Annotated in this window: 23 protein-coding genes; 8 read left to right on the top strand and 15 right to left on the bottom strand. The window is 54.5% G+C overall.

The window, feature by feature from the left end; translation table 11 throughout:
- Nucleotides 1–151: 151 nt before the first annotated feature.
- Nucleotides 152–583, top strand: a complete 432-nt coding sequence (locus AC13CY_RS02930; RefSeq protein WP_084354696.1) for a DUF488 domain-containing protein — start codon at nucleotides 152–154, stop codon at nucleotides 581–583.
- A 73-nt stretch (nucleotides 584–656) separates the two neighbouring features.
- Here AC13CY_RS02930 and AC13CY_RS02925 read toward each other — a convergent pair whose 3' ends face one another.
- Nucleotides 657–1,223, bottom strand: a complete 567-nt coding sequence (locus AC13CY_RS02925; RefSeq protein WP_089674616.1) for a YIP1 family protein — start codon at nucleotides 1,221–1,223, stop codon at nucleotides 657–659.
- Between the two features lie 127 nt (nucleotides 1,224–1,350).
- Between AC13CY_RS02925 and AC13CY_RS02920 the strand changes: the two genes are divergently transcribed.
- Complete coding sequence (locus AC13CY_RS02920) at nucleotides 1,351–1,767, top strand: MarR family winged helix-turn-helix transcriptional regulator (protein ID WP_039858438.1); 417 nt, start codon at nucleotides 1,351–1,353, stop codon at nucleotides 1,765–1,767.
- A 159-nt stretch (nucleotides 1,768–1,926) separates the two neighbouring features.
- Nucleotides 1,927–2,247: a carboxymuconolactone decarboxylase family protein gene (locus AC13CY_RS02915; protein WP_062362547.1), complete on the top strand. Its 321-nt coding sequence runs from the start codon at nucleotides 1,927–1,929 to the stop codon at nucleotides 2,245–2,247.
- Between the two features lie 91 nt (nucleotides 2,248–2,338).
- Here AC13CY_RS02915 and AC13CY_RS02910 read toward each other — a convergent pair whose 3' ends face one another.
- The 5 genes from AC13CY_RS02910 to AC13CY_RS02890 all read right to left on the bottom strand — a co-directional run bounded on the left by AC13CY_RS02910 (nucleotide 2,339) and on the right by AC13CY_RS02890 (nucleotide 8,802).
- Nucleotides 2,339–3,832: an MFS transporter gene (locus AC13CY_RS02910; protein ID WP_288101723.1), complete on the bottom strand. Its 1,494-nt coding sequence runs from the start codon at nucleotides 3,830–3,832 to the stop codon at nucleotides 2,339–2,341.
- A gap of 40 nt (nucleotides 3,833–3,872) precedes the next feature.
- Nucleotides 3,873–4,331, bottom strand: a complete 459-nt coding sequence (locus AC13CY_RS02905; RefSeq protein ID WP_009724647.1) for a universal stress protein — start codon at nucleotides 4,329–4,331, stop codon at nucleotides 3,873–3,875.
- A 72-nt stretch (nucleotides 4,332–4,403) separates the two neighbouring features.
- Complete coding sequence (locus AC13CY_RS02900; RefSeq protein WP_062362539.1) at nucleotides 4,404–5,996, bottom strand: MFS transporter; 1,593 nt, start codon at nucleotides 5,994–5,996, stop codon at nucleotides 4,404–4,406.
- A gap of 239 nt (nucleotides 5,997–6,235) precedes the next feature.
- A complete protein-coding gene (gene narL, locus AC13CY_RS02895) occupies nucleotides 6,236–6,904 on the bottom strand; it encodes a two-component system response regulator NarL (protein WP_062375273.1) in 669 nt (222 codons plus the stop codon).
- The gene (locus AC13CY_RS02890) at nucleotides 6,904–8,802 is read right to left on the bottom strand and encodes a type IV pili methyl-accepting chemotaxis transducer N-terminal domain-containing protein (protein WP_172515289.1); all 1,899 of its coding nucleotides are present in this window, start codon (nucleotides 8,800–8,802) and stop codon (nucleotides 6,904–6,906) included. Before AC13CY_RS02890 ends, narL begins: the two co-directional genes overlap by 1 nt.
- Nucleotides 8,803–8,979: 177 nt before the next feature.
- Here AC13CY_RS02890 and AC13CY_RS02885 point away from each other — a divergent pair, with 177 nt between their 5' ends.
- The 3 genes from AC13CY_RS02885 to AC13CY_RS02875 all read left to right on the top strand — a co-directional run bounded on the left by AC13CY_RS02885 (nucleotide 8,980) and on the right by AC13CY_RS02875 (nucleotide 10,454).
- Nucleotides 8,980–9,549, top strand: a complete 570-nt coding sequence (locus AC13CY_RS02885) for a hypothetical protein (RefSeq protein ID WP_230835113.1) — start codon at nucleotides 8,980–8,982, stop codon at nucleotides 9,547–9,549.
- 84 nt (nucleotides 9,550–9,633) lie between these two features.
- Entirely contained in the window at nucleotides 9,634–10,056 is a 423-nt protein-coding gene (locus tag AC13CY_RS02880) for a ribonucleotide reductase subunit alpha (protein ID WP_230835112.1), read from the top strand.
- A gap of 11 nt (nucleotides 10,057–10,067) precedes the next feature.
- On the top strand, nucleotides 10,068–10,454 hold the full coding sequence (locus AC13CY_RS02875) for a SirB2 family protein (protein WP_172515290.1): 387 nt from the start codon (nucleotides 10,068–10,070) through the stop codon (nucleotides 10,452–10,454).
- A gap of 53 nt (nucleotides 10,455–10,507) precedes the next feature.
- Here the strand turns inward: AC13CY_RS02875 and AC13CY_RS02870 are convergent, their stop codons facing one another.
- The 8 genes from AC13CY_RS02870 to AC13CY_RS02835 form a co-directional block, all read right to left on the bottom strand.
- Nucleotides 10,508–11,044 (bottom strand): nitrous oxide reductase accessory protein NosL, encoded by a 537-nt coding sequence (locus AC13CY_RS02870; RefSeq protein WP_230835111.1) that lies wholly within the window; start codon nucleotides 11,042–11,044, stop codon nucleotides 10,508–10,510.
- A 22-nt stretch (nucleotides 11,045–11,066) separates the two neighbouring features.
- Entirely contained in the window at nucleotides 11,067–11,891 is an 825-nt protein-coding gene (locus AC13CY_RS02865) for an ABC transporter permease (RefSeq protein ID WP_230835110.1), read from the bottom strand.
- Nucleotides 11,888–12,820 carry an ABC transporter ATP-binding protein gene (locus AC13CY_RS02860; protein ID WP_230835109.1) on the bottom strand — a complete coding sequence of 311 codons (933 nt, stop codon included), beginning with the start codon at nucleotides 12,818–12,820 and terminating at the stop codon, nucleotides 11,888–11,890. The genes AC13CY_RS02865 and AC13CY_RS02860 overlap by 4 nt, the downstream gene beginning before the upstream one ends.
- On the bottom strand, nucleotides 12,817–14,115 hold the full coding sequence (locus AC13CY_RS02855; protein ID WP_230835108.1) for a nitrous oxide reductase family maturation protein NosD: 1,299 nt from the start codon (nucleotides 14,113–14,115) through the stop codon (nucleotides 12,817–12,819). The genes AC13CY_RS02860 and AC13CY_RS02855 overlap by 4 nt, the downstream gene beginning before the upstream one ends.
- A 68-nt stretch (nucleotides 14,116–14,183) precedes the next feature.
- Entirely contained in the window at nucleotides 14,184–16,061 is a 1,878-nt protein-coding gene (gene nosZ, locus AC13CY_RS02850) for a TAT-dependent nitrous-oxide reductase (RefSeq protein ID WP_230835107.1), read from the bottom strand.
- A gap of 17 nt (nucleotides 16,062–16,078) precedes the next feature.
- Nucleotides 16,079–18,226, bottom strand: a complete 2,148-nt coding sequence (nosR, locus tag AC13CY_RS02845) for a transcriptional regulator NosR (protein ID WP_230835106.1) — start codon at nucleotides 18,224–18,226, stop codon at nucleotides 16,079–16,081.
- 26 nt (nucleotides 18,227–18,252) lie between these two features.
- Nucleotides 18,253–18,555 carry a c-type cytochrome gene (locus AC13CY_RS02840; protein ID WP_230835105.1) on the bottom strand — a complete coding sequence of 101 codons (303 nt, stop codon included), beginning with the start codon at nucleotides 18,553–18,555 and terminating at the stop codon, nucleotides 18,253–18,255.
- Between the two features lie 321 nt (nucleotides 18,556–18,876).
- Nucleotides 18,877–19,227: a DUF488 domain-containing protein gene (locus AC13CY_RS02835; RefSeq protein WP_022523550.1), complete on the bottom strand. Its 351-nt coding sequence runs from the start codon at nucleotides 19,225–19,227 to the stop codon at nucleotides 18,877–18,879.
- A gap of 167 nt (nucleotides 19,228–19,394) precedes the next feature.
- On the opposite strand from AC13CY_RS02835, the gene AC13CY_RS02830 reads away from it, so the two are divergent.
- Nucleotides 19,395–20,206 (top strand): IS5 family transposase gene (locus tag AC13CY_RS02830; RefSeq protein ID WP_230835117.1). Its coding sequence is split into 2 segments (ribosomal slippage): nucleotides 19,395–19,695 and nucleotides 19,695–20,206, totalling 813 coding nucleotides; the frame shifts between segments, so codons are not numbered across the junction.
- Here the strand turns inward: AC13CY_RS02830 and AC13CY_RS02825 are convergent.
- A complete protein-coding gene (locus tag AC13CY_RS02825) occupies nucleotides 20,203–20,769 on the bottom strand; it encodes a YIP1 family protein (protein ID WP_230835104.1) in 567 nt (188 codons plus the stop codon). The two genes, AC13CY_RS02830 and AC13CY_RS02825, sit on opposite strands and share 4 nt — an antisense overlap.
- Nucleotides 20,770–21,224: 455 nt before the next feature.
- On the opposite strand from AC13CY_RS02825, the gene AC13CY_RS02820 reads away from it, so the two are divergent.
- Complete coding sequence (locus AC13CY_RS02820; protein WP_230835103.1) at nucleotides 21,225–21,677, top strand: c-type cytochrome; 453 nt, start codon at nucleotides 21,225–21,227, stop codon at nucleotides 21,675–21,677.
- Nucleotides 21,678–21,696 lie beyond the last annotated feature (19 nt).

The following is a 21,696-nucleotide window of genomic DNA, read 5'->3' as shown; positions in this document are numbered from 1 at the left end:
ACGGGCCGTCAGCACCGATCAGCACGGTGGGTTTTGGCAATAACGGGCTTGCGAAAGCCAACTTGCACGGGGCGAATGATCAAAAAGTGCTCGCTGGCGGTGATAGGGAAAGTGTCGGCGCCGGCTTCACGGATTCAGGAGTATATAAACGATGTCGTATGAAATCATGTTAAAGCGTATATATGCGCCGATAGAGGATCACGACGGCACGCGCGTGCTGGTTGATCGGGTACGTCCTAGCGGGCTGTTTCCCAATTTATTGGCACTGAATGAGTGGTATCCAGAGATAGCGCCTGCCTCTCAATTATGCAGTCAGTATCGACAGAAAAAAATCAGTCAATCACTCTTTCTTGAGCGCTACAAGCGTGAGCTGAAGGCATGTCCTGATAAGCTACTGCCTTTAATGAGATTCGCACGAGCGGGGCGGGTTACCCTACTAACCGCCGCTCGTGAAATTGAAGATTCCCACCTTCCAGTAATCAAAGAGCTGGTGCTATCAGCGCTCGAAGAGGAAGACGCCAGTGATCGTGAATTTTGCTCATCGCCCTGCCTGGCGCACACATTACCCACTTCTCAACGTTAGACCGTTTGCTTCACGCGTCATCATTGGGCTTGACGATGAATGGGTTGGTGCCAGTGCGCCTAATATTCATGGCTTAATAAGCCCAGATAACAGCAAACAAAATACCCCACCCCAGAGCACTGGCAGCCATGATTGTGTAAGTGGCTGAAATCGTAGCAACATCAAATTCTTGATGGGTACAGAGTGCTTGTAAGCCGTGGTAAATCAAGCTGCAAGAGATGCCCAGCCCGCTAAGTATAACCACTACGTTGAAAAGTAAGCTGGGTACCAATAGTGCCAATGAAGCGACGAATAACGGTAGTGGTGCAAGTGTGGCAAGTAAATAGGCATCTTGATAGCTGATAGATAGCTCTTCAGTTCCATTGACTACAGCGTAGATTACCCAGCCAATAACGAAAAAACTCAATATCTCTGCTAGGAAAATAATTGTCGTGATAAAACGCCACTCTCGGTCAGCAAAGCCCGCCATAAATGCATCGCCGTAATGGGTGCCCGCATAATAGAGCATTACTGGCGGCAAGAGGGACATGGGTAACACCACCAGCCAAGCTAGTAAAGGAATGGAGGGGGAGGAAGCCTGTAGCTCTTTCCAGCCTTCACGATGGTTGAATGGTAATTTGAGAAAAGTGAGTGCTCTCATTTCAGATACCCCCTGCAGGTGTAATCTCAATGGTTATTTGTATCATAGTGTGATATTGTATTTTTCTAAAGCGCTCTAAATTGGCGAGTCAGCAATAGCCGAGTATGTGGTAAAGAGAATTGGAAAAATGAATAACCCTCAGACACTTGATAAAAGCGACTTTGAGCGGCTGTCGCAATTTCGTTACCGGTTGCGTTGCTTTCTTCGCCATAGTGAAGATATCTGTCGCCGCTATGGGCTGACGCCCTTGCAGTATCAACTATTGCTACATCTTCGTGGTTTCCATGGAAGAGACTGGGCGACGGTGGGGGAGCTAGCGGAACGGCTTCAATCAAAACATCATGGGGTGGTGGCGCTAGTTGATCGCTGTGAGCAGCTATCATTGGTTGTGCGGCGGCAAGGGCGTGAGGATCGCCGCCAAATAGAAGTGCATTTATTGGAAGAGGGCGTGAATCGGGTAACGCAAATCGCTGAAGCTCATCAACCTGAGTTGCGTCATTTGCAGGAAGAGACGCCATTTCCGGGTTGGCATAAGTCCACTTAATGCAGAGCTTAAGACGTTGGATATAGCCAATATACATCGAATGTCCTCATTAATAATGCTTGGTTCGATTGCTGTGTTTAGCTCTTAAGTGTGGTGTGTGGCATTTAGTTGCTGTACTTCTATACTGTGAACTTCAATTTATCGTTAAGGTATTGCACTATGACAAAGCATGATTTGCCTTCTGGAGCTGGAGATGTCGCAAACCAGTATCCTGAGATATGGGAAGCTTATGCCGCTTTGGGCAAAGCCTGTGCTAAAGCTGGGCCGCTTGATGAACGTAGCCGACGCTTGATAAAACTCTCGCTGGCCATAGGGGCACGCTCCGAAGGGGCCGTTCACTCCCATGTGCGTCGTGCCTTGGAGGAGGGAGTGAGTGCCGAGGAACTAAAACAAGTAGCCATGTTAGCGATTCCTACCACCGGATTTCCGACTGCTGTGGCGGCCTTAACCTGGATTGAGGACATCACGGATCCTGATTAAGGGCGCTCTGGGGGCGCTCTTCTGAATCTAGAGGCACTGTCCGGATCCAATCGACGCGAAAGTGCCGTGATGCTACAGATATTCCGACCGTTCAGTGCTTGGCGTTCTGAAGAGCCTGTTCTTCGATGTCTCTATCGACTGAAGAGACGTAGTATTCGTCATCGAAAGCGCCTTCTGGCTCCTTGAGCCACACTAGGCAGATAACCCAACTAATGAAGGCGCCGGTCGCGATGATGTAGAAGAACTGCGACGGTGTGACAAACGTGAAGATGGTGAGGTAAACCACCGCGCCAACATTACCGTAGGCGCCGGCCATGCCCGAGATTTGCCCAGTGATGCGGCGCTTGATGGAGGGAATGATGCCGAAAGTCGCTCCCTCAGCCCCTTGTACGAAAATCGAGGTGCCGATGGTCACCGCAATGGCCAGAATGAGTGGCCAACGCGAATTGAGCATGGCCATCAGTAAGAACCCCACGCTAATGCCAAACATGTAGCACAGCATCACAAAACGCCGGTTACCCATACGGTCGGAAACCATGCCGCCCATGGGGCGCGCCACCAAGTTGACGAAAGCGAACGATGCAGCGATCAGACCGGCCGTGGCGGCATTCAACCCCCAGGTCTCCTCAAAGAACATGGGCAGCATCGATACCACCGCCAGCTCAGCGCCGAAGTTGGCAAAGTAAGTACTGTTAAGCGCAGCCACACTGTTGAACGAGTACTTGTCATCCTCAGGCACCCCCTTGCGCAGAATCGGCAGGTTGACCCGCAGGATCTGTATGATCTGATAAATAACGATCGCCACGATGGTGAGATAAGCGATGACCGCCCCGGTGATGGATAAATAGCCCATGTACTGGATGCGCCAGACCAGGATGGCGAGTACGCCGACCAGCGGGATCGTCCAGATGATCAGCTTGATCATATCGCCCCAGGAGCTCACTTCCATGGCGGCGGTCTTACGTGGTTTGCGGTGGGCCTGGGCATCTGGGCCATCAGTGATCGCGAACCAGTAGTAAACACCGTAAGCGGCCATAACAAGGGCACTCTGCGCGATGGCCCAGCGCCATCCATCCGGGCCGCCATACATGCTCAGGGCGATAGTCGGCAGCGACATGGCCGCTACGGCGGAACCGAAGTTACCCCAGCCAGCGTAAAAGCCTTCGGCGAAGCCGATGTCCTTGGGCTTGAACCACAGCGCCGTCATGTGAATACCCACCACGAAGCTGGCACCAATCGAACTCAGTACTAAGCGCGCCACCAACAGCTGCGTCATGCTGTTACCGAAAGCAAACGCCAGTGCCGGTAGTGACATAGTTACCATAAGCACCGAGAACACCCGTCGCGGGCCGAATCGATCCAGCGCCATGCCAACGATGATGCGCGCGGGAATGGTCAAGGCGACGTTGCAGATGGCGAATAGTTTGAGATCATCCGTGGTCAGCCAGTCGACGCTCTTGAGCATGCTCGACGCGAGCGGTGCCATGTTGAACCACACGTAAAAGGTAATAAAGAAAGCAATCCAGGTCAGGTGCAAGGCCCGGATTTCAGGGCTGCGAAACTTGAATACAGCGGAAACTTTCATGGTCGTATCGTCCTGTGTCCCAAATGTGGTTAGAGGCTGCTTAAGGGCTGGGTAGGATCAACAAGGGACACTCGGCGCGCCGGGCCAGGAACGAGCTGACGCTGCCGAAAGTCATGTAGTCGAGTTCATCAACAAAATAAGTCAACGACTTGGCGATGATGCCGCCGTCCGGCTGATGGCTATGGCGGGCAATGACCAGTAGGTCTGGCGAGAGTTTGCGAGTGGCCTGAAGCAGCATCTTGCGTGCATCCCCCTCGGCGAGAAGCTGCTCGGCCTGGAAGCCCTCACCGATGGCGAATGCCACGCCCTCTTGAAGGTGTTGTTTAACCTCATCGTGCTCCTGCTGAAAAAGCACCTCGTTGTTATCGGTAGCGTCGAGTGGGTTCTCCACCACGCCAACCAGTACCAGCAGGGGTTGGTTACAGCGGAACATATTGACGACCTGAGCGAGTGCCAGCTTGGCGTTTCGCGAACCGTCATAGGCGATCATGATTTTCATGGTGTCCTCCCGCATTGGGGTAGGGGGTGAAGACCCGGAGCTTGGCTCCGGGCGTAAAGACGCAAGCCCTATTTAGGGGTTCTTAACGTAGGCACCTTTGCGTAGGTAGAACCACCAGTTGATGACCAGACAGATGGCGTAGAAGACCGCAAAGCCGTACATGGCAAGCTCCGGTGTGCCGGCCTGGATTTGCTCGCCCATTACCCGCGGGGCGATGAAGGCGCCATAGGCAGCGACGGCTGAGGTCCAGCCAAGTACCGGGCCTTTCTGCTGCTGGTCGAAAATAACCCCGATGCTGCGGAAGGTAGAGCCGTTGCCGATACCACTGGCGGCGAATAACACGATGAATAGCAGCAGGAATAGCCAGAAGAATTGATTAGGATCGGTGGCGTTATAGGCCTGCATCATCACGTAACCGGTGGCGATAGAGGCGACCACCATGACCGCAGAGATTATTTGGGTAACGATGGAGCCGCCCACTTTATCGGAGATCCAGCCGCCCAACGGGCGTATGAGGGCGCCTACGAAGGGGCCTATCCAGGCCCAGGTCAAAGCGCTGGGCGCCTCTGGGTTGGCCACGCGAATCAGTGTGCCGTCGGCTGTCGCTTCCATCATGTTGCCGAAGATGACGTTGATGGAAAGCGGCAGGGCCGCAGAGAAGCCGATAAAGGAGCCAAAGGTCAGGATGTAGAGGATGGTCATTGACCAAGTGTGCTTATTGGAAAATATTGCGAACTGCTTCTGGATATTGGGCTTGATGTCGCCAGGAATCAGGCGCAGCAACACAAGGGTCAGAACGATAGTTAGCGGCAGGGCAATCCACATATTAAGCCAGCCGAGTGCCAACATGCCGACGATGGCGGTCACCAGGCCGACGCCGTAGAGGCCTAATATTTTGCCGAAAGCCGCCAGCGGGGAACCAGGATTGGGCGTAATGGTGCGTAGATTGTTCATACCGAACCAACCGGCGAACGCCAGCGGAATCAGAAAAACAAGCCAGATAAAGCCAGCATTCTGGATCCAGGTATCGGTACCTGCTTCGATACGGCCGATCAACGTACCGCTAGCGCTTTGCAATTCCATCGGCGATCCGGCCATAGCGCCGAAAATGCCGACGGTCATCACCAGCGGGATCACAATCTGCATGGTGGTAACGCCGAAATTGCCGAGGCCCGCATTCATGCCCAGGGCGTAACCTTGCTGCTTGCTGGGATAGAAGGTGGAAATGTTGCTCATCGAGCAAGCGAAGTTACCACCGCCGATACCGGAAAGTAGTGCCAACGCCTGGAAAACCCAGAACGGCGTGCCTGGGTTCATCAAGGCGATACCAGTGCCGGCTGCGGGGATCATCAATAGCGCGGTGGTCAGGAAGATAGTGTTACGCCCGCCAGCGATGCGGATCATGAACGATGCTGGGATGCGCAGGGTGGCACCTGCTAGACCGGCAAGCGCCGTCAGTGAAAATAGCTGGTTAACCGTGAACGAAAAACCCAGGTTCTGCATCTGGGTGGTAATCATTCCCCACATCATCCAGACAGCAAAGCCCATCAGCAGGCTGGGAATGGATATCCATAGGTTGCGGTTGGCGATGTGTTTGCCTTCCTGTTCCCAGAATTGGGCGTCTTCGACATTCCATTTCTCAATGTCGGCATTTATCTTGCTCATGGCGGTTTCCCCTTGGCATCAAACCTTTCTGCGTTTGGCAGTTAGAAGGCAAGATACGCTTGCAAAGGGGGTTGGGAAACTAAGGGAAATGACCTATAAATCAGCGATATACCTCTTGAGAGGTAGTCGCTGAAAAGCCAAGGTTCATTGATTTTAAAGACAAAAAATCGAGAGGGGGTAAAGGCGGATCAGAACAAAAAGTACGCTGGGAGTCTTTAGAGGTAACCACACAGAACCAGCTAGTGATCGATACCTGCCTGAACGGCCCAGACGGCGGCTTCAACACGTGAACGCAAGTTGAGCTTTTTGAGCAGGTGCTTGACGTGGACCTTGACCGTGCCTTCAGTAATATCCAGCTTGCGCGCAATGAGTTTGTTGGAGAGGCCGCCAGCAAGCTGTTGCAGAATTTCACGTTCACGCTGCGTTAGGCTATGAACATCAGGGGTGGTGGGGGCATTGCGCTGATTACGAAGCGCTTCAGCGAGTAAGGCGGTCAGGCTTTCGCTGATGACCATGCGCCCCAAAGCAGCCTGACGCAGTTGGCGAACCATGTCTTCAGGCTCCATATCCTTTAACAGGTAACCGTCGGCACCGTTACGCAGTGCGGCGACAACATCATCCTCATGGTCGGAAACAGTGAACATCACCACACGGCCGCTATAGTTGGCTTCCCGTAGGCGGCGCAAGGCTTCTAAGCCATTGACGCCCGGCATGTTTAAATCCAGTAAAACTAGGTCAGGCTCAAGTTTGAGGGCCAGTGCAATGCCTTCTTCAGGGTCACCCGTCTCGCCAACCAGTTCAAGATCGTCCTCTAGCCCAAGCAGCTGAGCGACGCCACGCCGGAGTAGCGGGTGGTCATCAATAATCATCAGGCTGGCGGGTGTATCGTTGGCGGTGGTCAGCGTCATTAAGAAGTCCCTGTGCCTAAGTGAGAATCGGAGGCAGCCGAATCGGGCTGCTGTTGAATTAAGCGAGCGGTCAACGGCGTAAAGACAAGTTTAACACCGGTACCACCAGTAGGGCGGTTGGCGATACTCAGTTCCCCATTCAGGGTCGTAGCCCGGTCGCGTATGATCACCAAACCGTAGTGCATAGGTGGCGAGCTATCGTCTTCCAGGCCGATGCCATCATCCTCAATACGTACTAGTACGCGAGCATCGGCGAAACGCACCGTGACCCCAGCCCAGTGGGCTTGGGCGTGCTTGTGGGTATTGGCCAGCGCCTCACGAATGATCTGCAGCACGTGAATTTCTTCATTGGGATTAAGTAGGTAAGGCGGCACATCGTAGTCAAGCTCGACCGTTGCCCCCATGCGCTGGCTAAACTCATCGACGGTCTGGCGTAAGGCAAATTGCAGTCCCGGCCCTTCTAGTTTGAGTCGGAAGGTAGTGAGTAGCTCACGTAGCTGACGATAGGAGCTGTTTAATCCGGTACGCAGCTCATCGCATACCGCAGACTGCGCCTCTCGGGATGCTTCTTTTTGCTGCATGCGTTCGAGTCGAGCGACCTGCATCTTTAGATAAGAAAGCGATTGGGCTAGAGAGTCGTGCAGCTCCCGCGCAATGATGGTTCGCTCGTTGATCAGCGTGACGTGCTGCTGCTCTTCGATACGCCGCTGCAGGTACACCGCCGTGGCGAGCTGGTCGGCTAACATGGTGAGCAGACGGCGGGTACTATCGTTAAGCCGCTCCTGGGGGTGCCACACCTCCAGAGTGCCCAATAGCGTGTCACCTACGCCAATAGGAAGCAGCAGGCATTGTGACTTGTCTGTTGTGACCAGCTCAAGGGGCCGAGGATCAATCAGGCAGGCGTGACACTCCTGGTCACGGCAATACTCTGGTCGGGTACGCGAGTGGGTTTCTAAAACCGGCATTTCCCGTTGGTCGAAAGGATCGTTGAGAGAAAGCCGTATCGGCCCAATATTCAGCAGCTTTTCCAGTTCACGTAACATCGGTGCTGCGCTAGAGCAAAGGTCGTTACCGCCGCCATATAGTGAAAGACTTGCATCGTGCATAACCTGCAGTGCCTGATTGCTGCGTTCAAGCTCCTGCTTCTTGCGCGACACCTTGTCTTCCAATGCGGCGTAGCTGGTTGCCAGCTCGGCAGACATCTTATTAAAGGTGTGGCCCAGCAAAGCCAGCTCATCACTGCCGCGTAGCTCTGAGCGTGGCTTGAAATTACGTTGCGCCGCCTCGCGGGCAAGCACCATCAGCTGGCGCAGCGGCACTACCAGGTTATGGCGAACATCGTAAAGGGCTATCGAAACCACGATAGCGATCAGCACCAGAAAAAGCAGTTGCATCATCCCCAGTAGCCGCACCTTAGCCTCGGTGCTCTGCTCCAGATAGGTCACTAGCACTTCAATGTCACTGACCATCTCAACGATCATCATTTCTAGCGTAGCGAGGTCTAGCGCCGTGGCAGCGGCCGGAGCCTCTAGTGCCGGGCGAAGCGAGTGTTGCCAGTAGCTCTGAAGTTTTTCCAGTTGACGGCGGCGCTCATGACGATCATCAATGGGGATCGTTTGTTGAAGCGTTGTGCCATACAAGCGTTGATCGAAGCTCGAAATCAGTCCTTCGAGCTGTTCTGCGCTTGTCTCCTCTGGAGCATACTCCAGGCGTTGCAAGGCTCCCATAATCTGATAGGCATTCATGCGTAATGAGCCAGCGACATTAATCGCGGCAGCATCGCCACGGCTGCTGTTAGACATTGTCATGGTCAGGGTGATACTGATGAGCGCCATCCCGCTAATGGCAAGCAAGGACGCAATGATGCGAGCAACCAGGGAGCGCTGAAGTAATTTCATGGCATTTCCGATAGCGCGAAAGAGGTAAGCGAGTGTGGCACTGTCTGCATTTCGATACGAGGGCTATTCCTTTGGGGTTAGCCAGCCTACCTCCGATGCCTTTTTGACCTAAGCCCAGTATTTACCGACAATTCTGGCATGTCTTCCGATGTCTTTATACCCTCGCTGGGAAACGCCATGCCATCATCTGTGCCGCCTCCCACGTTGGAGACATCAATAAAGCCAGTGAATGGTTATCAGTTGCTGGTAGCCATGCTGCTAATGCCGCTAGCAAGCGCTTTAGCGGTGGCTAGCTGGACACTTTATGCCCTGCTTGCAAAGCAGCCTGTCTATGTGTTGGTACCATTGATGAGTGGTGTACTGTTGGCGTGGCCGGCCTGGTATATCGCCAAACTGGGCGACACCTGCCGCTTGATGCAATGGCTATTACTGGGGCTAGCGTTGGCGCTGGGAGGATTTGGGATGGCTAGCCAGCCGTGGGATTTTTTGTTGGTAGGGGCTGGGCTTGGGCTGGGAGGAGCGGTGATTACCACCGGCATCGCCCACGCCAAAGGCTGGATGCCTGGCCGTTGGGTGTGTCTTTGTATCGCCCTTTGTGTGGCTTTAGCGGCAGGTGTCGGGCTTTCCCTGCGAATAGCACCGCTGGTCGTCCAAGCCTATGGTTGGCGCGCGGCGCCACTTAGCCTGTTGATCCCTCTGTTCATGGTAATGCTGCTGCTGTGGCTTTTCGTAGAGTCACCCGAGTAACGCCGTCTATGAGTCTCACCTGTTCATTCTTAACTACTCTCTCTCACCTTCTGATTCTTAACTACTAGCGATAAGGCTCACTTTATGACCACAGTTGTTATGACCACCGATTTTATGAATATAGCGACGTTTGCCGATTTACTGCAGGAAGCACGTAAACAACCTAATCCCCAGCGCCTGCTGTTTGTGTTCGTTCGCGCAGAGCTGCCCGACTTCCCTGATGCTGACCAGCGTCGTCGCTTCGAACAGGGTGAAGGGGGTGTGTTGGTGCCTGTGGTATGCGTAGATAAGTCGACGGAGGAGTTGACCAGCATGGCGGCGTTGGTTGAGGAGTCACGCCGCACCGAGATCGAATGGGATCTAGTTTTCACCGCTGCCATGGACGACCCACAAGATGACGCCGAGGTTGAACGCCAGCTTCAGCGTATGATGGAGTCGTTGCAAATGGGTAATATCACCGCCTATCTTGCCTTCGATCATCACGGCAATGCGCTTAACGTCGGCTAGGGATGGTTAGCATGGAGCACTATTTCCTCATCAAGCATTTGCACATGACGGCCGCTGCGCTGAGCATCACGTTATTCGTAGTGCGCGCCTGGTGGTCGGTGCAGGAAAGCCCGCGACTCAACGCCCGTTGGGTCAAGGTATTGCCTCATCTTATTGATACGGCTCTGTTGGGGCTGGGGGTGACTTTGATGGTATTGCTTTCCGTATGGCCCTGGCAGCTTCCCTGGCTTGGCGCCAAGCTATTAGCACTGCTGGCCTATATCGGTATTGGTACCATTGCGATTAAACGTGGGGCCACGCCAGCGGTGCGAGCCCTAGCCGCGGTAGTGGCAGTGTCCATCTTTGCCTATATGGTGGGGGCTGCTATTCATCACAGCCCGCTTTCCTGGCTAGCCTGAATTGCGGCTACTTTCTGCCTCACGCCTCACGCCTCACGCCTCACGCCTCACTTTTATTGCGCCATTGAGTGGGCGGCATGGCCGCTCCCTCCGTGGCGCCCGAGCTGGGCGAGCAATTCCAGGTCGATATCGTCATAGGTGATTATCTCGCCACCATGAACTGCTGCGAACTGCTCGGCACGCTCATGGCTGGAGAGCGGCGCAAGGGTGTGGCCCATGCTGCCGCGCCGATCATGGCCGACCACATACCAAGCATCTGCTGCAGGGATAAAGGCATTGTCTTTAGGTGCCTCCCAAGGTGTCACACCGACATCATGTACATAGGCGTGGCGCAGCTGGGTCTGATTTTCGGGCTGCTGGAGGAAAACAAACATATCTAGCGTGGAGCAGAATTTGCGGGCGTCACTGTGGCGCTCCATAAACGCTTGACCTTTGGGGCCTTCGAATTCGGTGATAAACATACCGCATACATGGCAGATGTCATCGTCGCTAATAGGTTGAGGTGGCATCCTTTCGGCGCTGTCAGTAGCATTGTTGCAACCGGCCAGGAGCAAGGCAATAAGGGCTAGCGTGGGCAGTAGGGCGAGCATGATCAATCCTCGATAATTGATGTTAAGCGGTATGGCGGTGGAAGCGACGAACGGCGACTAGCAGGGGCACCACGATCCAAACCAGCATTGCCAAGGGCGGCCAGGCAGAATGGAACGCGCCTTGCTGCGCGATAGCCGCGATACCGCTTTCTAGCTGTGTGCTGTCGAACCCCGACAGGTTGATCAAGCGAAAACTGTCGGTGGGATTGAACAGCATCAGGTAGGGGAGCCAGTCGCCCCCCTGTTTGACGCCAACCAGTAGGGCCAGCAGTACTAGATCGAAGACCAGCACGAACAGAAACCACACTCCTAGTGCTAGCCCGGCGGCTCGTGCCTTTTCGCTGACTGTTACGCTGATCAGGTAGGCAAAGGCCAAAAACACCCAGCCCAAAAGCACACTGCTGACGATCAAGCGAGCTAAGCCGAGGCTTAGCTCGCTAAGCGGCACGCTTTCAGCGCCCAACGCGATTACCATACCCGCGATACCAAAACCGAGTAGCGTAGCGACAGCCAGAATCATCCCATGGCCGAAGAACTTACCAAACAACAACGCCGAACGACTGATAGGGTAGGTGAGTAGCAGGAGTAGCGTGCCGGCCTCCTGCTCACCAACAACGGCGTCGTAGGCTAGCATCAGCGCGATTAAGGGGATCAGAAAAACGGCCAGAGTTGATAAACTGACTAGGGTGGTGGCCAGTGAAGTAAAACCCAGGCCGCCGCTCGCAGCGGCACCAAAGTAGGCAATACCCATTGCCAGAACGGCAAGGATCACCGTGATCGCCAGTACCCAGCGATTACGCAGGCCATCCTGGAACTCTTTGGCAGCGACGATGAACATGGCCTTCATGCGCTGGCTCCTGGCGTCAGTGAGGCGGGGCGAGTAGAAAAATGCGTGTAGAGATGCTCCAGCGTAGGCGGTGATAACTCGATGTCGTCGATATTCGGTATGGTGGTTAATTGACGTAGTACCTGCATTTTATTTTCCGCGGGCACGTTGACCTCCACGCAGCGCTCATTGATTGGGATAGGCTCAAGGGACATGGCTTTCCAGAGCTGAGGCTGCATGGCCAGCAATGTGCCGTGGATACGAAAAGTGAGTGGTAGCTGTGCTTCTTCGCGCAATTGTTCAAGGCTGCCCAGGGCCAGGCGTCGCCCTTTGCCTAGAATCAAAGCGCGGTCGATATAGGGTTCGATGCCGGGCAGTACATGGGAAGAGAGCAGCACGGTACAACCGTTGTCGCGTAGTGCTTTTACCGCTTGATAAAAATCGCGGGTGGCAGAGGGGTCAAGGCCAGTGGTGGGTTCATCCAGCAACAATAGCCGGGGAGACCCTAGTAAAGCCTGGGCCAGACCAAGGCGCTGGCGCATACCTTTGGAGTAGGTTTTAACGCGGCGGTCGGCGGATTCGACCAAGCCCACACGCTCGAGAAGAACCGTTACCTGATGGCGGTCAGCCTGCTTCAAACGAGCGAAATAGGAGAGCACTTCACGCCCGGTGAGCTGTTCGTAGAATGTGACGTTTTCGGGTAGATACCCTAGCTGACGCCGCAGGCGTTCAGCATGTGGCCCATCTGGAGCGCCACCGAGGACGTCAACATGGCCCGAGCTGGGTGCAATTAAACCCAGTATGAGTTTCATGATGGTCGTCTTGCCCGCGCCATTATGTCCCAGCAGGGCGAGCATCTCGCCTTCTTTGATGGTGAGATCCATTTCGGCTAGTCGCACCAGCGCCCCGTGCCGCTTAGAAACGCGCTGTAGTTCTATGACTGCACTCATGGAGCATTTCCTTCTCGGCCGGGCTCGCTCATCAAGGGCGCGCTGTCTCTGACCCCCGGGGGACGAAACACCGGGAACTGACGTTGCACCCAGCGCAGTGCCAACACCGCAGGACTTTGCATCAACAGGCGCGCAGAGGGGTGGCGCCAGAGAAGATGATCCATGGCGTCATTGGGTTCATGGGCGGTGTCGCCAACGCCGTTATCGTCAAGATCCCAGCCCAAGTAGTCGCTCCAGTAATTGCCTGACCAATCCTGCTCACGGGTGGCGACATACATGACTTGCTGCTTATTAGCGATGAAGGCGTTGCCCTCCATTAGGTTATCCTCTGAACCGGCGGTGAGATGGATGCCGATGTCGCTGGCTGCGAAACGATTATTCTCAATACGATTGAACTGCGAGTTGTAAACGAACAGCGCTTTGCCGTCGCCGCCCGCTAGACGCCCCTCGCCATCTGCCCCCAGGGGCTGGGTGACGCCTTCGACACGGTTGCCGCTCAATAAGGAGTCGGTGATGTTGTTCATCAAAATGCCGTAGTTGTCGTCTGCTTCCGAACGGTTATCAACGACTTCCAGGCGTTTGGACTGCATCAGGGCGTAGCCGGTTCGGGTTCGTTGGGTCAGATTGCCTTCAAGTCGATTGTCGAAGGAGTACATGTAGTGCACGCCATAGCGCAGGTCATGCAGGGTATTGTCGCGCAGCACGTTGTGGCGGCTGCTGTCGAGATAGATGCCGTCGCGAGTCTGCGCAACATCGTTGGATTCAATAATCGAGTGACTAACGTTATAGAGGTGAATGCCGTTGCCGCGATCCTGAGAGCGCAGTCGGGTATCGCCACGAATGGTATTGCCTATCACACTGACGTCATTGACAGCATCGAGCCAGATGCCGAAGCCAGGCCCGCTTAGCTGGTTATTTCGAATGCTGCTACCGTGAGCGGCGGGCTCGACGAAAATCGCGGCATCCAGTGCTGTCAGGTTATCCCCCCAGCCTTCAATGCGGACACCTTCAAGGATAATGTCGGGGGCTGCCAGCACCACCGCATGGCCGTGGCCTCCTGCATCGAGGATGGCTTGCAACTCGCCCCGGATATGTAGCGTGCGGTCAATAACCACACGCCCAGGGTAGCGTCCTGCAGGCAGCAGCAATTGATCGCCGTCGGCAGCCTGTTCGATCAACGGCTGCAATGGCTCACCAGGCGTGGCGAACCAGTTGGCGGCATAAACCCCGCTAGGCAGCCAAAAAAGCCATAGCAGTGCCAGCAGGCAACCTAAATGGCCAGGGTGTCGTTTCATAGTGTTCTCCCGCAGCGGGCCGAAGGAATCGGCCCGCATTGTGGCGTCAGACTCCTGTCAAAGGGGCGTCAGGCGGGCTCGACTAGCATGCGACCAGTCATTTCCATATGCATCGCGTGGCAGAACCAGTTGCAGTAGTACCAGTGCACCCCGGCCTTGTCGGCGGTGAAGGTGACACTAGCGGTCTGCTGAGGGCTGATCTCCATCTGCACGCCGTGGTTGACCATGCAGAAGCCGTGGGTCAGATCCTCAACCTGGTCAAGGTTGGTGATGACCACGGTCACCTCATCGCCCTGTTTGACCTTGAATTCGGTCAGGCCAAATTGCGGTGCGATGGAGGTCATGTACACGCGTACTTTATTGCCATCGCGGATTACCTTGCTTTCGCCCTCCAGATTGACGCCGTCTGCCTCGGCCATGGCCACGGTCTCGGCGAAGAAGGGGTCGTCTCGTGTCCATACTCGGCTTGGGTTGATCTGGTCGGCGCGTACCAGAATACAGTCGTGGGGCTCGGCATAAGTGGGGCCGTCATGCACCAGTTTCATTTCTTCCCCGGAGATGTCGATCAACTGATCGTTCTCGGGATGCAGAGGGCCTACCGGCAGGAAACGGTCTTTGGAAAACTTCGACAGCACCACCAGCCACTTGCCGTCGGCATCCCGGGATTCGGTGAGACTGGCGTGGTTATGCCCAGGCTGGTAGTGGACATCGAGCTTCTGACGCAGGTAGTTGACGTCTTCGCCATTGTAGTGGCGAATGGCATCCTCAATATTCCACTTGGCTACCTGGCTATCGATGAACAGCGTGGTATAGGCGTTGCCCCGGCCATCGTAGGTAGTGTGAAGCGGGCCCAAACCCAGTTCAGGTTCACCCACGATGGTATCGCGCGGTTCGATACTGTCGTCGAACAGCTCAGGCAACTTGTCGATGGCGATGATTGAGCAAGTGGGGGATAGCTTGCCGTTGGCGATGAAATATTTGCCATCCGGTGAGGTATTCACGCCATGGGGGTTCTTGGGGATCGGGATGTAACGTGTCAGTTGCGAGCCCTTGCGCCCATCCAGTACCGGTACGCTTGATTCACCCAGTGTATTGTAGTTCCCGGCCGCCACGGCGGCTTCAATCGCTTCAACGTCGAATACCACAACCCAGTCGCGCTCGTTGCGCATGGTCTCGGTCAGAGTCATGCCCTTTTCTGAGTTGTAGCAGGTAGAGGCGACGAAACGCCCGGTGTAGTCGGCATCGGTGTTATCGAGGTTGCCATCGACGATCACCTGCCAAGCCACGTCCATGCTTTCGGCATCGAGAGCGTTGAACATAGTGAAGTAGTTGTCGGGGTTCTCCAGGTCGCGGCCGTCATTGATCTGAGGAATTGGCAGTTCGGCATTGGCGAAGACGTACTTGGTGTAAGGCACCTTCTGCAGGCGCAAGCCGTGAATCGCCTGGACGTTGGGGATGGTGGTGACCTTGTCCGTCTTCATGATATCGAGACGAATGCGCGCAACGCGGGTGTTAGCCTTATCGTTGATAAATAGGTACTTGCCGTCGTAGCTGCCGTCGGTCATGGAAATATGGGGGTGGTGGCAGTCGCCGTTGAGGAAGTGGCTTGATTCGCCGAGTATCCGCTTTGACTCGTTACTGATCCCCCAGCCAGTGGCACTATCCACGTTGAACACCGGGATGCGCATCAGTTCGCGCATTGACGGTACACCGAGCACCCGAACCTCGCCCGAATGGCCACCGCTCCAGAAGCCGTAGTAATCGTCGAGCTCGCCAGGCGCAACGTCGATACCGTTGGCGCTGGCGGCCTGGACTTGGCGGCTATTGAGCAGTGCGCCCGCACCGAACCCTCCGGCTAGTCCCGCTCCGGCAACGCCGGTAACGGCGGTATTGCGCAAGAAGTGGCGGCGGCCGATATCCTGAATATGGTCTTTTTTATCGCTCATGCTTGATTCCCCTGAGATCAGTCTTGCTGGTGAAGAGGGATGCGTTGCCATGCGGCCTGTTTGCCGGTGGCAGCTGTCTCCCGGTGGGTCTCAACGCTCTCTGTACGCGAAGACATTTTGGTTGCCTTTTCGAAGCGCTTGCGGCGCTTGACCATGGGCGGGCAACGTTGGTCGTCGTGATAGGTCACTTGGCAGTCGAGACAGTAGTGGCACTCGTTGGCATTGATGCGGCCGTCCGGATGGATGGCGGCCACTTCGCATTCATTGGCGCAGATTTGGCACGGAGTACCGCAGCTACCGCGGTGGCGCTTGAGCCAGTCGAACAGACGTAGACGAGAGGGAATTGCCAACCCGGCGCCTAACGGGCACAGATAGCGGCAATAGAATTTGTGGTTGAAAGCAGAAATCGCCACCAGACCGAGGGCATAAATAACGAAGGCCCAGTCACGTTGGATACGCAGGGTGATCGCGGTCTTGAACGGCTCAACTTCGGCGTAGCGTTCGGCGGTGCCGAGCGAATGCAGGGAAACCGCGAACAAGGCCAGCAGAATGATGTATTTAATCGCCCATAGGCGCTCATGGAGCCCGAAGGGCACCTCAATCTGTTTTACTTTTAGTTTGCGAGCAATCTGGTTGACCAGATCTTGTAACGCGCCGAAGGGGCATAGCCAGCCACAGAATACTCCGCGGCCCCATAGCAGCAGGCTTACTGCCACGAACGACCAGAGGATAAATAGCATCGGGTCGATCAAAAATGACGACCAGCTGAACTCGCTGATTAACGAGTTGGTGAAAGTAAGAATATTGACGACCGATAGCTGAGCCAGCGAGTACCAGCCGATAAATACTAAGGTGTATATCTTGAAACCCAGGCGCAGTGGATTCAGTACACGCGGGTGGCGTGCCAGCACATCCTGAAACAGCATGATGCCGGTGAGTACTAATAATCCGGCGGACAGCACACCGATCTGGAATGCCTTGTCGCGCCATACCTGCACCCAGATTGGCTCTTCCACCGGTGGCTCAGGCCGTTCTATATAGGCCTCGGGAACACTGTAGTCGGCGCTAAAGCGGCTGAACTCGGTATCCAAGGGGCCAGAAGCGCGGCGAACCAGTAATTCCAGCTGCCACGGTTGTCCGGGGTCGAAGCCCGCCTCTTCGCGGACGATGAAGATGTCTCGCTCGGCCAGTGTGGGCTCGCCTTCGAGAGCCAGATCACCCAGGCGGATGTGATCGCGATCATGAAAGCTGACCCGAGTGCTGCCCTGTGAAAGCTCGATGCGATCGAAGATGCCGCCGCGCACATACCCTGAACCCTTGAATGAGTAGTCACCACGCCCCATGACGGCAATAGCGTGCTCGCCATCCTTCAGCTCGACCATTAGTTGGTCATAGCCAGTATCGCCGAGCAGATTGCGGCCAGCGGTTGGTGGGTTGAGGTAGGTGTAAAACAACTCAATAAAGGTTTTATCGGCGGGCTGTGGCGAGCGCAGGTAATCTTCGGCGGGCGTACCTACAAAGCTCTCATCGACCTCGCCATGGGTTAGTTGCAAACGGCGAATGGTGCCGTCGCCGGTCAGTTCGCTCCAGTTGGCGGGGGCGAAAACGTCTTCGCGAACGCGCGCAGGTGGTGCCCGAAAAGGATCGGCGATTAGCTGCTGTTCAGCGGCTACTTTCCTGGCGCTGCGCATGATGGTGTCGCTGACCACGATGACGGTCACCGTCGCGCCAGAGATCGCGTCAAGATTGTCGCCGACTCTGAGTCTGTCATTAACGTGGGCCAAAACATGTTCGTCGGCGAAGCTATTCAGCTTCGACTCGGGAATGCCTACCAGCATGATGGGCTCTGAATGACTGAGAATGTCGGCCTGGACAATTTGTCCATCCAGACCGATGCCCACCAGTACATTGACCGGTTTTCCCGAGTAGGCGGGGATCGGAGCGACACCCACACTCTCAAAAGCGTAGCCGAGCAACTTATCGTCGCTGGCGAGTACACGGCTTACCGGCCACTGTGAATCCGCGGATTCAAGACGCTCGGCATTGGGAAATCCCTCGCGTACCTGCTCCAGTTCGATGGCTTGGACGGGCAGTGTTATCGCCAGGAGTAACAGCAAGCTAATCCAGATGCCGGTAAGACGGCGCGGGTAAGCCACACAAGACATCGTGGTTTCCTTTCGGGTCAAGAGCGTTATAGAACCGGTTCTAGCAAGTGGTCGACGGCAGCTTTCACTTCGTCATCGCTCAAGCCCAATTGGCCTCCTTTCGGCGGCATTGCCTGAAAACCGTTAATCGCGTGGTCGTACAGGGTGTCCATACCTTTTTCTAGGCGTGGCTCCCAGTGTTCGACATTGCCGCGAATGGGAGCACCTGCGGCGCCTGTCATGTGACAAGCCATGCAGGCTTGGTTATAAGTGGCTTCGCCATCTGCATGAGCAGTGACTGAAATAGAAGCAGCAACACCAAGCAACAGTATGTACGCGAGGGTTTTCATTGAAGTATCCCTTATGCATCTTTTTGAGTTGATATTAACGATTGGCAACGTAGCAATGTGGTTATAGAGGTATACGAGCTGCGAGGTACTAATTTCTCAGTATGAGAAAAGGCATGAAGTTCACTTTAAAGAAATGAGGAGGGCTAATGTTGACCTGGATCATTTTTAGTCTCGCGTACCCCTACAGAGCATTAGCCTACCCCTTAGTGGGTAGGTGATGACGTCAGCCGTTATGTGATTTCAACTCGAAATTCAGACGATTGGCTATGCACCACGGCGCTAGGGGCGTGGCGATGTAGAAATGTTTTTTTACAGCGCGGATTATTTCAACATGTTCAAGTACTGGCGCAGCACTTCGGCATTGTTACGGCGCTCTTCCTTAGAGGCAAATACCAGAGTAACTCGCTCTTTCCTGGCACGTTGTGCAAGATCACGAAGAGACTCGCGATAAGAGGTTAACTCTTTGAGATAGCGACGGCGGAAGCCACTCCAGTCGAGTGAGCCATTATGAAACGCTTTGCGAAGTTCGCTGCTTGGAGCGACCTCCTTGCGCCATTCATCGATTTTGGCTTCCTCCTTGGACACCCCGCGCGGCCAGATACCGTCGACGAGGACACGATAACCATCTTTGCTTTGAGGTGAGTCATAGGCTCGCTTTAATTCAATATCCATCGCTATCTCGCAAGTAAATGAGTTTCCTTTTAAGCCTAGCTAGTGAGTCGGTTCCACTCTACTTGAATCCTAGGTTTTGTACGAAAAGCCTTATCTGCTATTTTTACCCATGCAAAAGCAGCATAGGGGAAAAAAATGGTCGGACGTTACGAGATCTCTGGGCACAGATTAAAGATATCGTGGCGCCCCCTCAAACCATGGGCAGGCCCAGGCGGGATGACCGGAAAATGCTCAATGGTATCTTCTGGGTGCTGTGTTCTGGCGCCAAGTGGCGTGATTTACCCGAGCGATACGGTCCTTGGTCGACGGTTTATGACCGGTTCCGCAAGTGGCGTGATGACGGCACCTTTGAAGCGGTACTTTCTCGCTTGCAGCTCAAATTACGTGAAGATGGGCTTATGGACCTAGACACGTGGATGATCGACGCCACTTCCGTGCGAGCCACACGCGCTGCCGCTGGAGGCGGTAAAAAGGGGGCTCGAAAGAACCGTTAGACCACGCGCTCGGCCGTAGCCGCGGCGGTTTAACAACCAAAATTCATTTGGTTTGTGATCGTCATGGCTGGCCACTGGCGTTCACGCTGTCTCCTGGTCAAGAGGCAGATTCTCGGCACTTCGTTGCGACATTAGAGAGCATCCATCTACCAGGTGGCGTCGGGCGTCCTCGCAAACGTAGTCGCTATATGGTGGCTGATAAAGGATACGACAGCGATGAACTGCGTCATTATTGCGACAGGCACGGCATGAAATCCGTGATTGCTCAGCGCAACATGCACCGAAGAACCCGGCCTGGGCTACCCAGGCGGTTCGACAAACCCAAATATCGGCAACGGAATGCGATAGAACGCTGCTTTGGTTGGCTTAAAGAATGTCGTCGCATCGCCACACGCTATGAAAAGCTGGCAAGTAGCTTTAAGGCGATGGTATGCGTGGCGTGCATCGGCCGTTGCTTGCGAGCCAACTTTTCGTACAAAACCTAGTAAGCCCAGATAATAGCCATCAGTAAACCCCATGCCAGCACCCCGGCGGCCATAACGGTGTAAGTAGCAGACATCGTTGTTACGTCATTCGCTGAGCGTTTACACAGAGCCTGCAGCCCGTGGTAGACCAAACTGCAAGAGATGCCCAGTGCCACCAGTACTACCAGCGCATTGAACAACAGGCTGGGGATCAGCAAAGCGATTGCTGCGGACCAAAGTGGCAAAGGTGCTAGGGCTGCCAACAGATAAGCGTCGTGGTAGCTAATTGAGAGATCACGATCGCTATTGACCACCGCGTGAATTAGCCAGCCCATTACAAAGAAGGTGAGCAGCTCGGCCAGGAATAGAATGGTCGTGATGAAGCGCCACTGCCGATCGGCGAAGCCTGGAGCGAAGATATCTCCGTAGTGTGTACCGGCATAATAGAGCATCACGGGTGGCAACAATGACATGGGCAGCACGATGCACCAAGCCAGAGTGGCGATTGAAGGATGGCGTTGCTGGAGGTCTTTCCATCCCGCTAAATGGGTAAAGGGCAGTTGAATAATGGTTAGAGGGTTCATTGTCTAGCCTCGCAGTCAGTTTTGATCGTTGTGAGCTTAAAATATCATGTCGTGATATTATATTCAGAATTAAGGCTAGTTTGTATTTTGTCAAGTATGAAGCTTGATTCCCTCTGTTTTAAGAGTGTGCAACCCATATCAGCAGCAGTGGTACATGCCCGTGTGAAATCTGAGAAGTCATAGCATCAGCCTACCTCTAGAACGGCTATGTCCTGGTGAAAATCGCACAGAGTGGTTAGGTACTATTAAGAAACCCAGCCGCGTTCTGGCTCGAATTAATTCGTAATCTTAAATTTACCAAGGGTATCGCTCTTGCCAAAAATTGACCTGTGGCAATGTTGCTAGAGGGATTCTTCTGCTAATCTTAAAAATGTAAATAATATGCATCTTAATAAACGTATGCCTTTTGGCTTCCCAGCCGAAGGTCGGATCTGACTAGCAAGGGAGTATGGCTTATGGCTGATGGACTGACTAAATCAGCGGCCCGCAATATTTTCTACGGCGGTTCGCTGTTCTTCTTCCTGCTCTTTGCTGCGCTAACGGCTCATAGTCATTGGTACATGGTCAATGTCTCCACGGACAGTGAAGGCCTTACCGATTCCGTGAAGCATGGCAAAGAAGTGTGGGAAAAGAACATGTGTATTAATTGCCATAGCATTATGGGAGAGGGTGCTTACTTCGCTCCTGAACTGGGTAACGTCTGGGAACGCTACGGCGGCCATGAAAATCCTGAGGCAGCTCGAGCGGGAATTAACGCTTGGATCCGTGCTCAACCATTAGGGATCGAGGGACGTCGTCAGATGCCATCTTACGATTTTAGCGAAGAAGAGATGAAATCGCTTATCGACTTTCTCGAATGGACCGATGGCATCGACGACCAGGATTGGCCCCCACATCCCGCTGGCTGAAGCAAGCAGCCGAAGGATG

Source organism: Vreelandella sp. L-15 (genome assembly GCF_056857635.1).
This window is presented reverse-complemented; position numbering and strand designations above follow the sequence as displayed.

What these genes read in the sequence shown, in the direction of transcription:
- AC13CY_RS02875 (WP_172515290.1), top strand. Translation starts at nt 10,068, where the DNA reads ATGGAGCACTATTTCCTCATCAAGCATTTGCACATGACGGCCGCTGCG.
- AC13CY_RS02900 (WP_062362539.1), bottom strand. Translation starts at nt 5,996, where the DNA reads ATGAGCAAGATAAATGCCGACATTGAGAAATGGAATGTCGAAGACGCC.
- nosZ (WP_230835107.1), bottom strand. Translation starts at nt 16,061, where the DNA reads ATGAGCGATAAAAAAGACCATATTCAGGATATCGGCCGCCGCCACTTC.
- narL (WP_062375273.1), bottom strand. Translation starts at nt 6,904, where the DNA reads ATGACGCTGACCACCGCCAACGATACACCCGCCAGCCTGATGATTATT.
- AC13CY_RS02920 (WP_039858438.1), top strand. Translation starts at nt 1,351, where the DNA reads ATGAATAACCCTCAGACACTTGATAAAAGCGACTTTGAGCGGCTGTCG.
- AC13CY_RS02835 (WP_022523550.1), bottom strand. Translation starts at nt 19,227, where the DNA reads ATGGATATTGAATTAAAGCGAGCCTATGACTCACCTCAAAGCAAAGAT.
- AC13CY_RS02915 (WP_062362547.1), top strand. Translation starts at nt 1,927, where the DNA reads ATGACAAAGCATGATTTGCCTTCTGGAGCTGGAGATGTCGCAAACCAG.
- AC13CY_RS02925 (WP_089674616.1), bottom strand. Translation starts at nt 1,223, where the DNA reads ATGAGAGCACTCACTTTTCTCAAATTACCATTCAACCATCGTGAAGGC.
- AC13CY_RS02865 (WP_230835110.1), bottom strand. Translation starts at nt 11,891, where the DNA reads ATGAAGGCCATGTTCATCGTCGCTGCCAAAGAGTTCCAGGATGGCCTG.
- AC13CY_RS02820 (WP_230835103.1), top strand. Translation starts at nt 21,225, where the DNA reads ATGGCTGATGGACTGACTAAATCAGCGGCCCGCAATATTTTCTACGGC.
- AC13CY_RS02840 (WP_230835105.1), bottom strand. Translation starts at nt 18,555, where the DNA reads ATGAAAACCCTCGCGTACATACTGTTGCTTGGTGTTGCTGCTTCTATT.
- AC13CY_RS02930 (WP_084354696.1), top strand. Translation starts at nt 152, where the DNA reads ATGTCGTATGAAATCATGTTAAAGCGTATATATGCGCCGATAGAGGAT.
- AC13CY_RS02855 (WP_230835108.1), bottom strand. Translation starts at nt 14,115, where the DNA reads ATGAAACGACACCCTGGCCATTTAGGTTGCCTGCTGGCACTGCTATGG.
- nosR (WP_230835106.1), bottom strand. Translation starts at nt 18,226, where the DNA reads ATGTCTTGTGTGGCTTACCCGCGCCGTCTTACCGGCATCTGGATTAGC.
- AC13CY_RS02870 (WP_230835111.1), bottom strand. Translation starts at nt 11,044, where the DNA reads ATGCTCGCCCTACTGCCCACGCTAGCCCTTATTGCCTTGCTCCTGGCC.
- AC13CY_RS02910 (WP_288101723.1), bottom strand. Translation starts at nt 3,832, where the DNA reads ATGAAAGTTTCCGCTGTATTCAAGTTTCGCAGCCCTGAAATCCGGGCC.
- AC13CY_RS02860 (WP_230835109.1), bottom strand. Translation starts at nt 12,820, where the DNA reads ATGAGTGCAGTCATAGAACTACAGCGCGTTTCTAAGCGGCACGGGGCG.
- AC13CY_RS02885 (WP_230835113.1), top strand. Translation starts at nt 8,980, where the DNA reads ATGCCATCATCTGTGCCGCCTCCCACGTTGGAGACATCAATAAAGCCA.
- AC13CY_RS02890 (WP_172515289.1), bottom strand. Translation starts at nt 8,802, where the DNA reads ATGAAATTACTTCAGCGCTCCCTGGTTGCTCGCATCATTGCGTCCTTG.
- AC13CY_RS02880 (WP_230835112.1), top strand. Translation starts at nt 9,634, where the DNA reads ATGACCACAGTTGTTATGACCACCGATTTTATGAATATAGCGACGTTT.
- AC13CY_RS02825 (WP_230835104.1), bottom strand. Translation starts at nt 20,769, where the DNA reads ATGAACCCTCTAACCATTATTCAACTGCCCTTTACCCATTTAGCGGGA.
- AC13CY_RS02905 (WP_009724647.1), bottom strand. Translation starts at nt 4,331, where the DNA reads ATGAAAATCATGATCGCCTATGACGGTTCGCGAAACGCCAAGCTGGCA.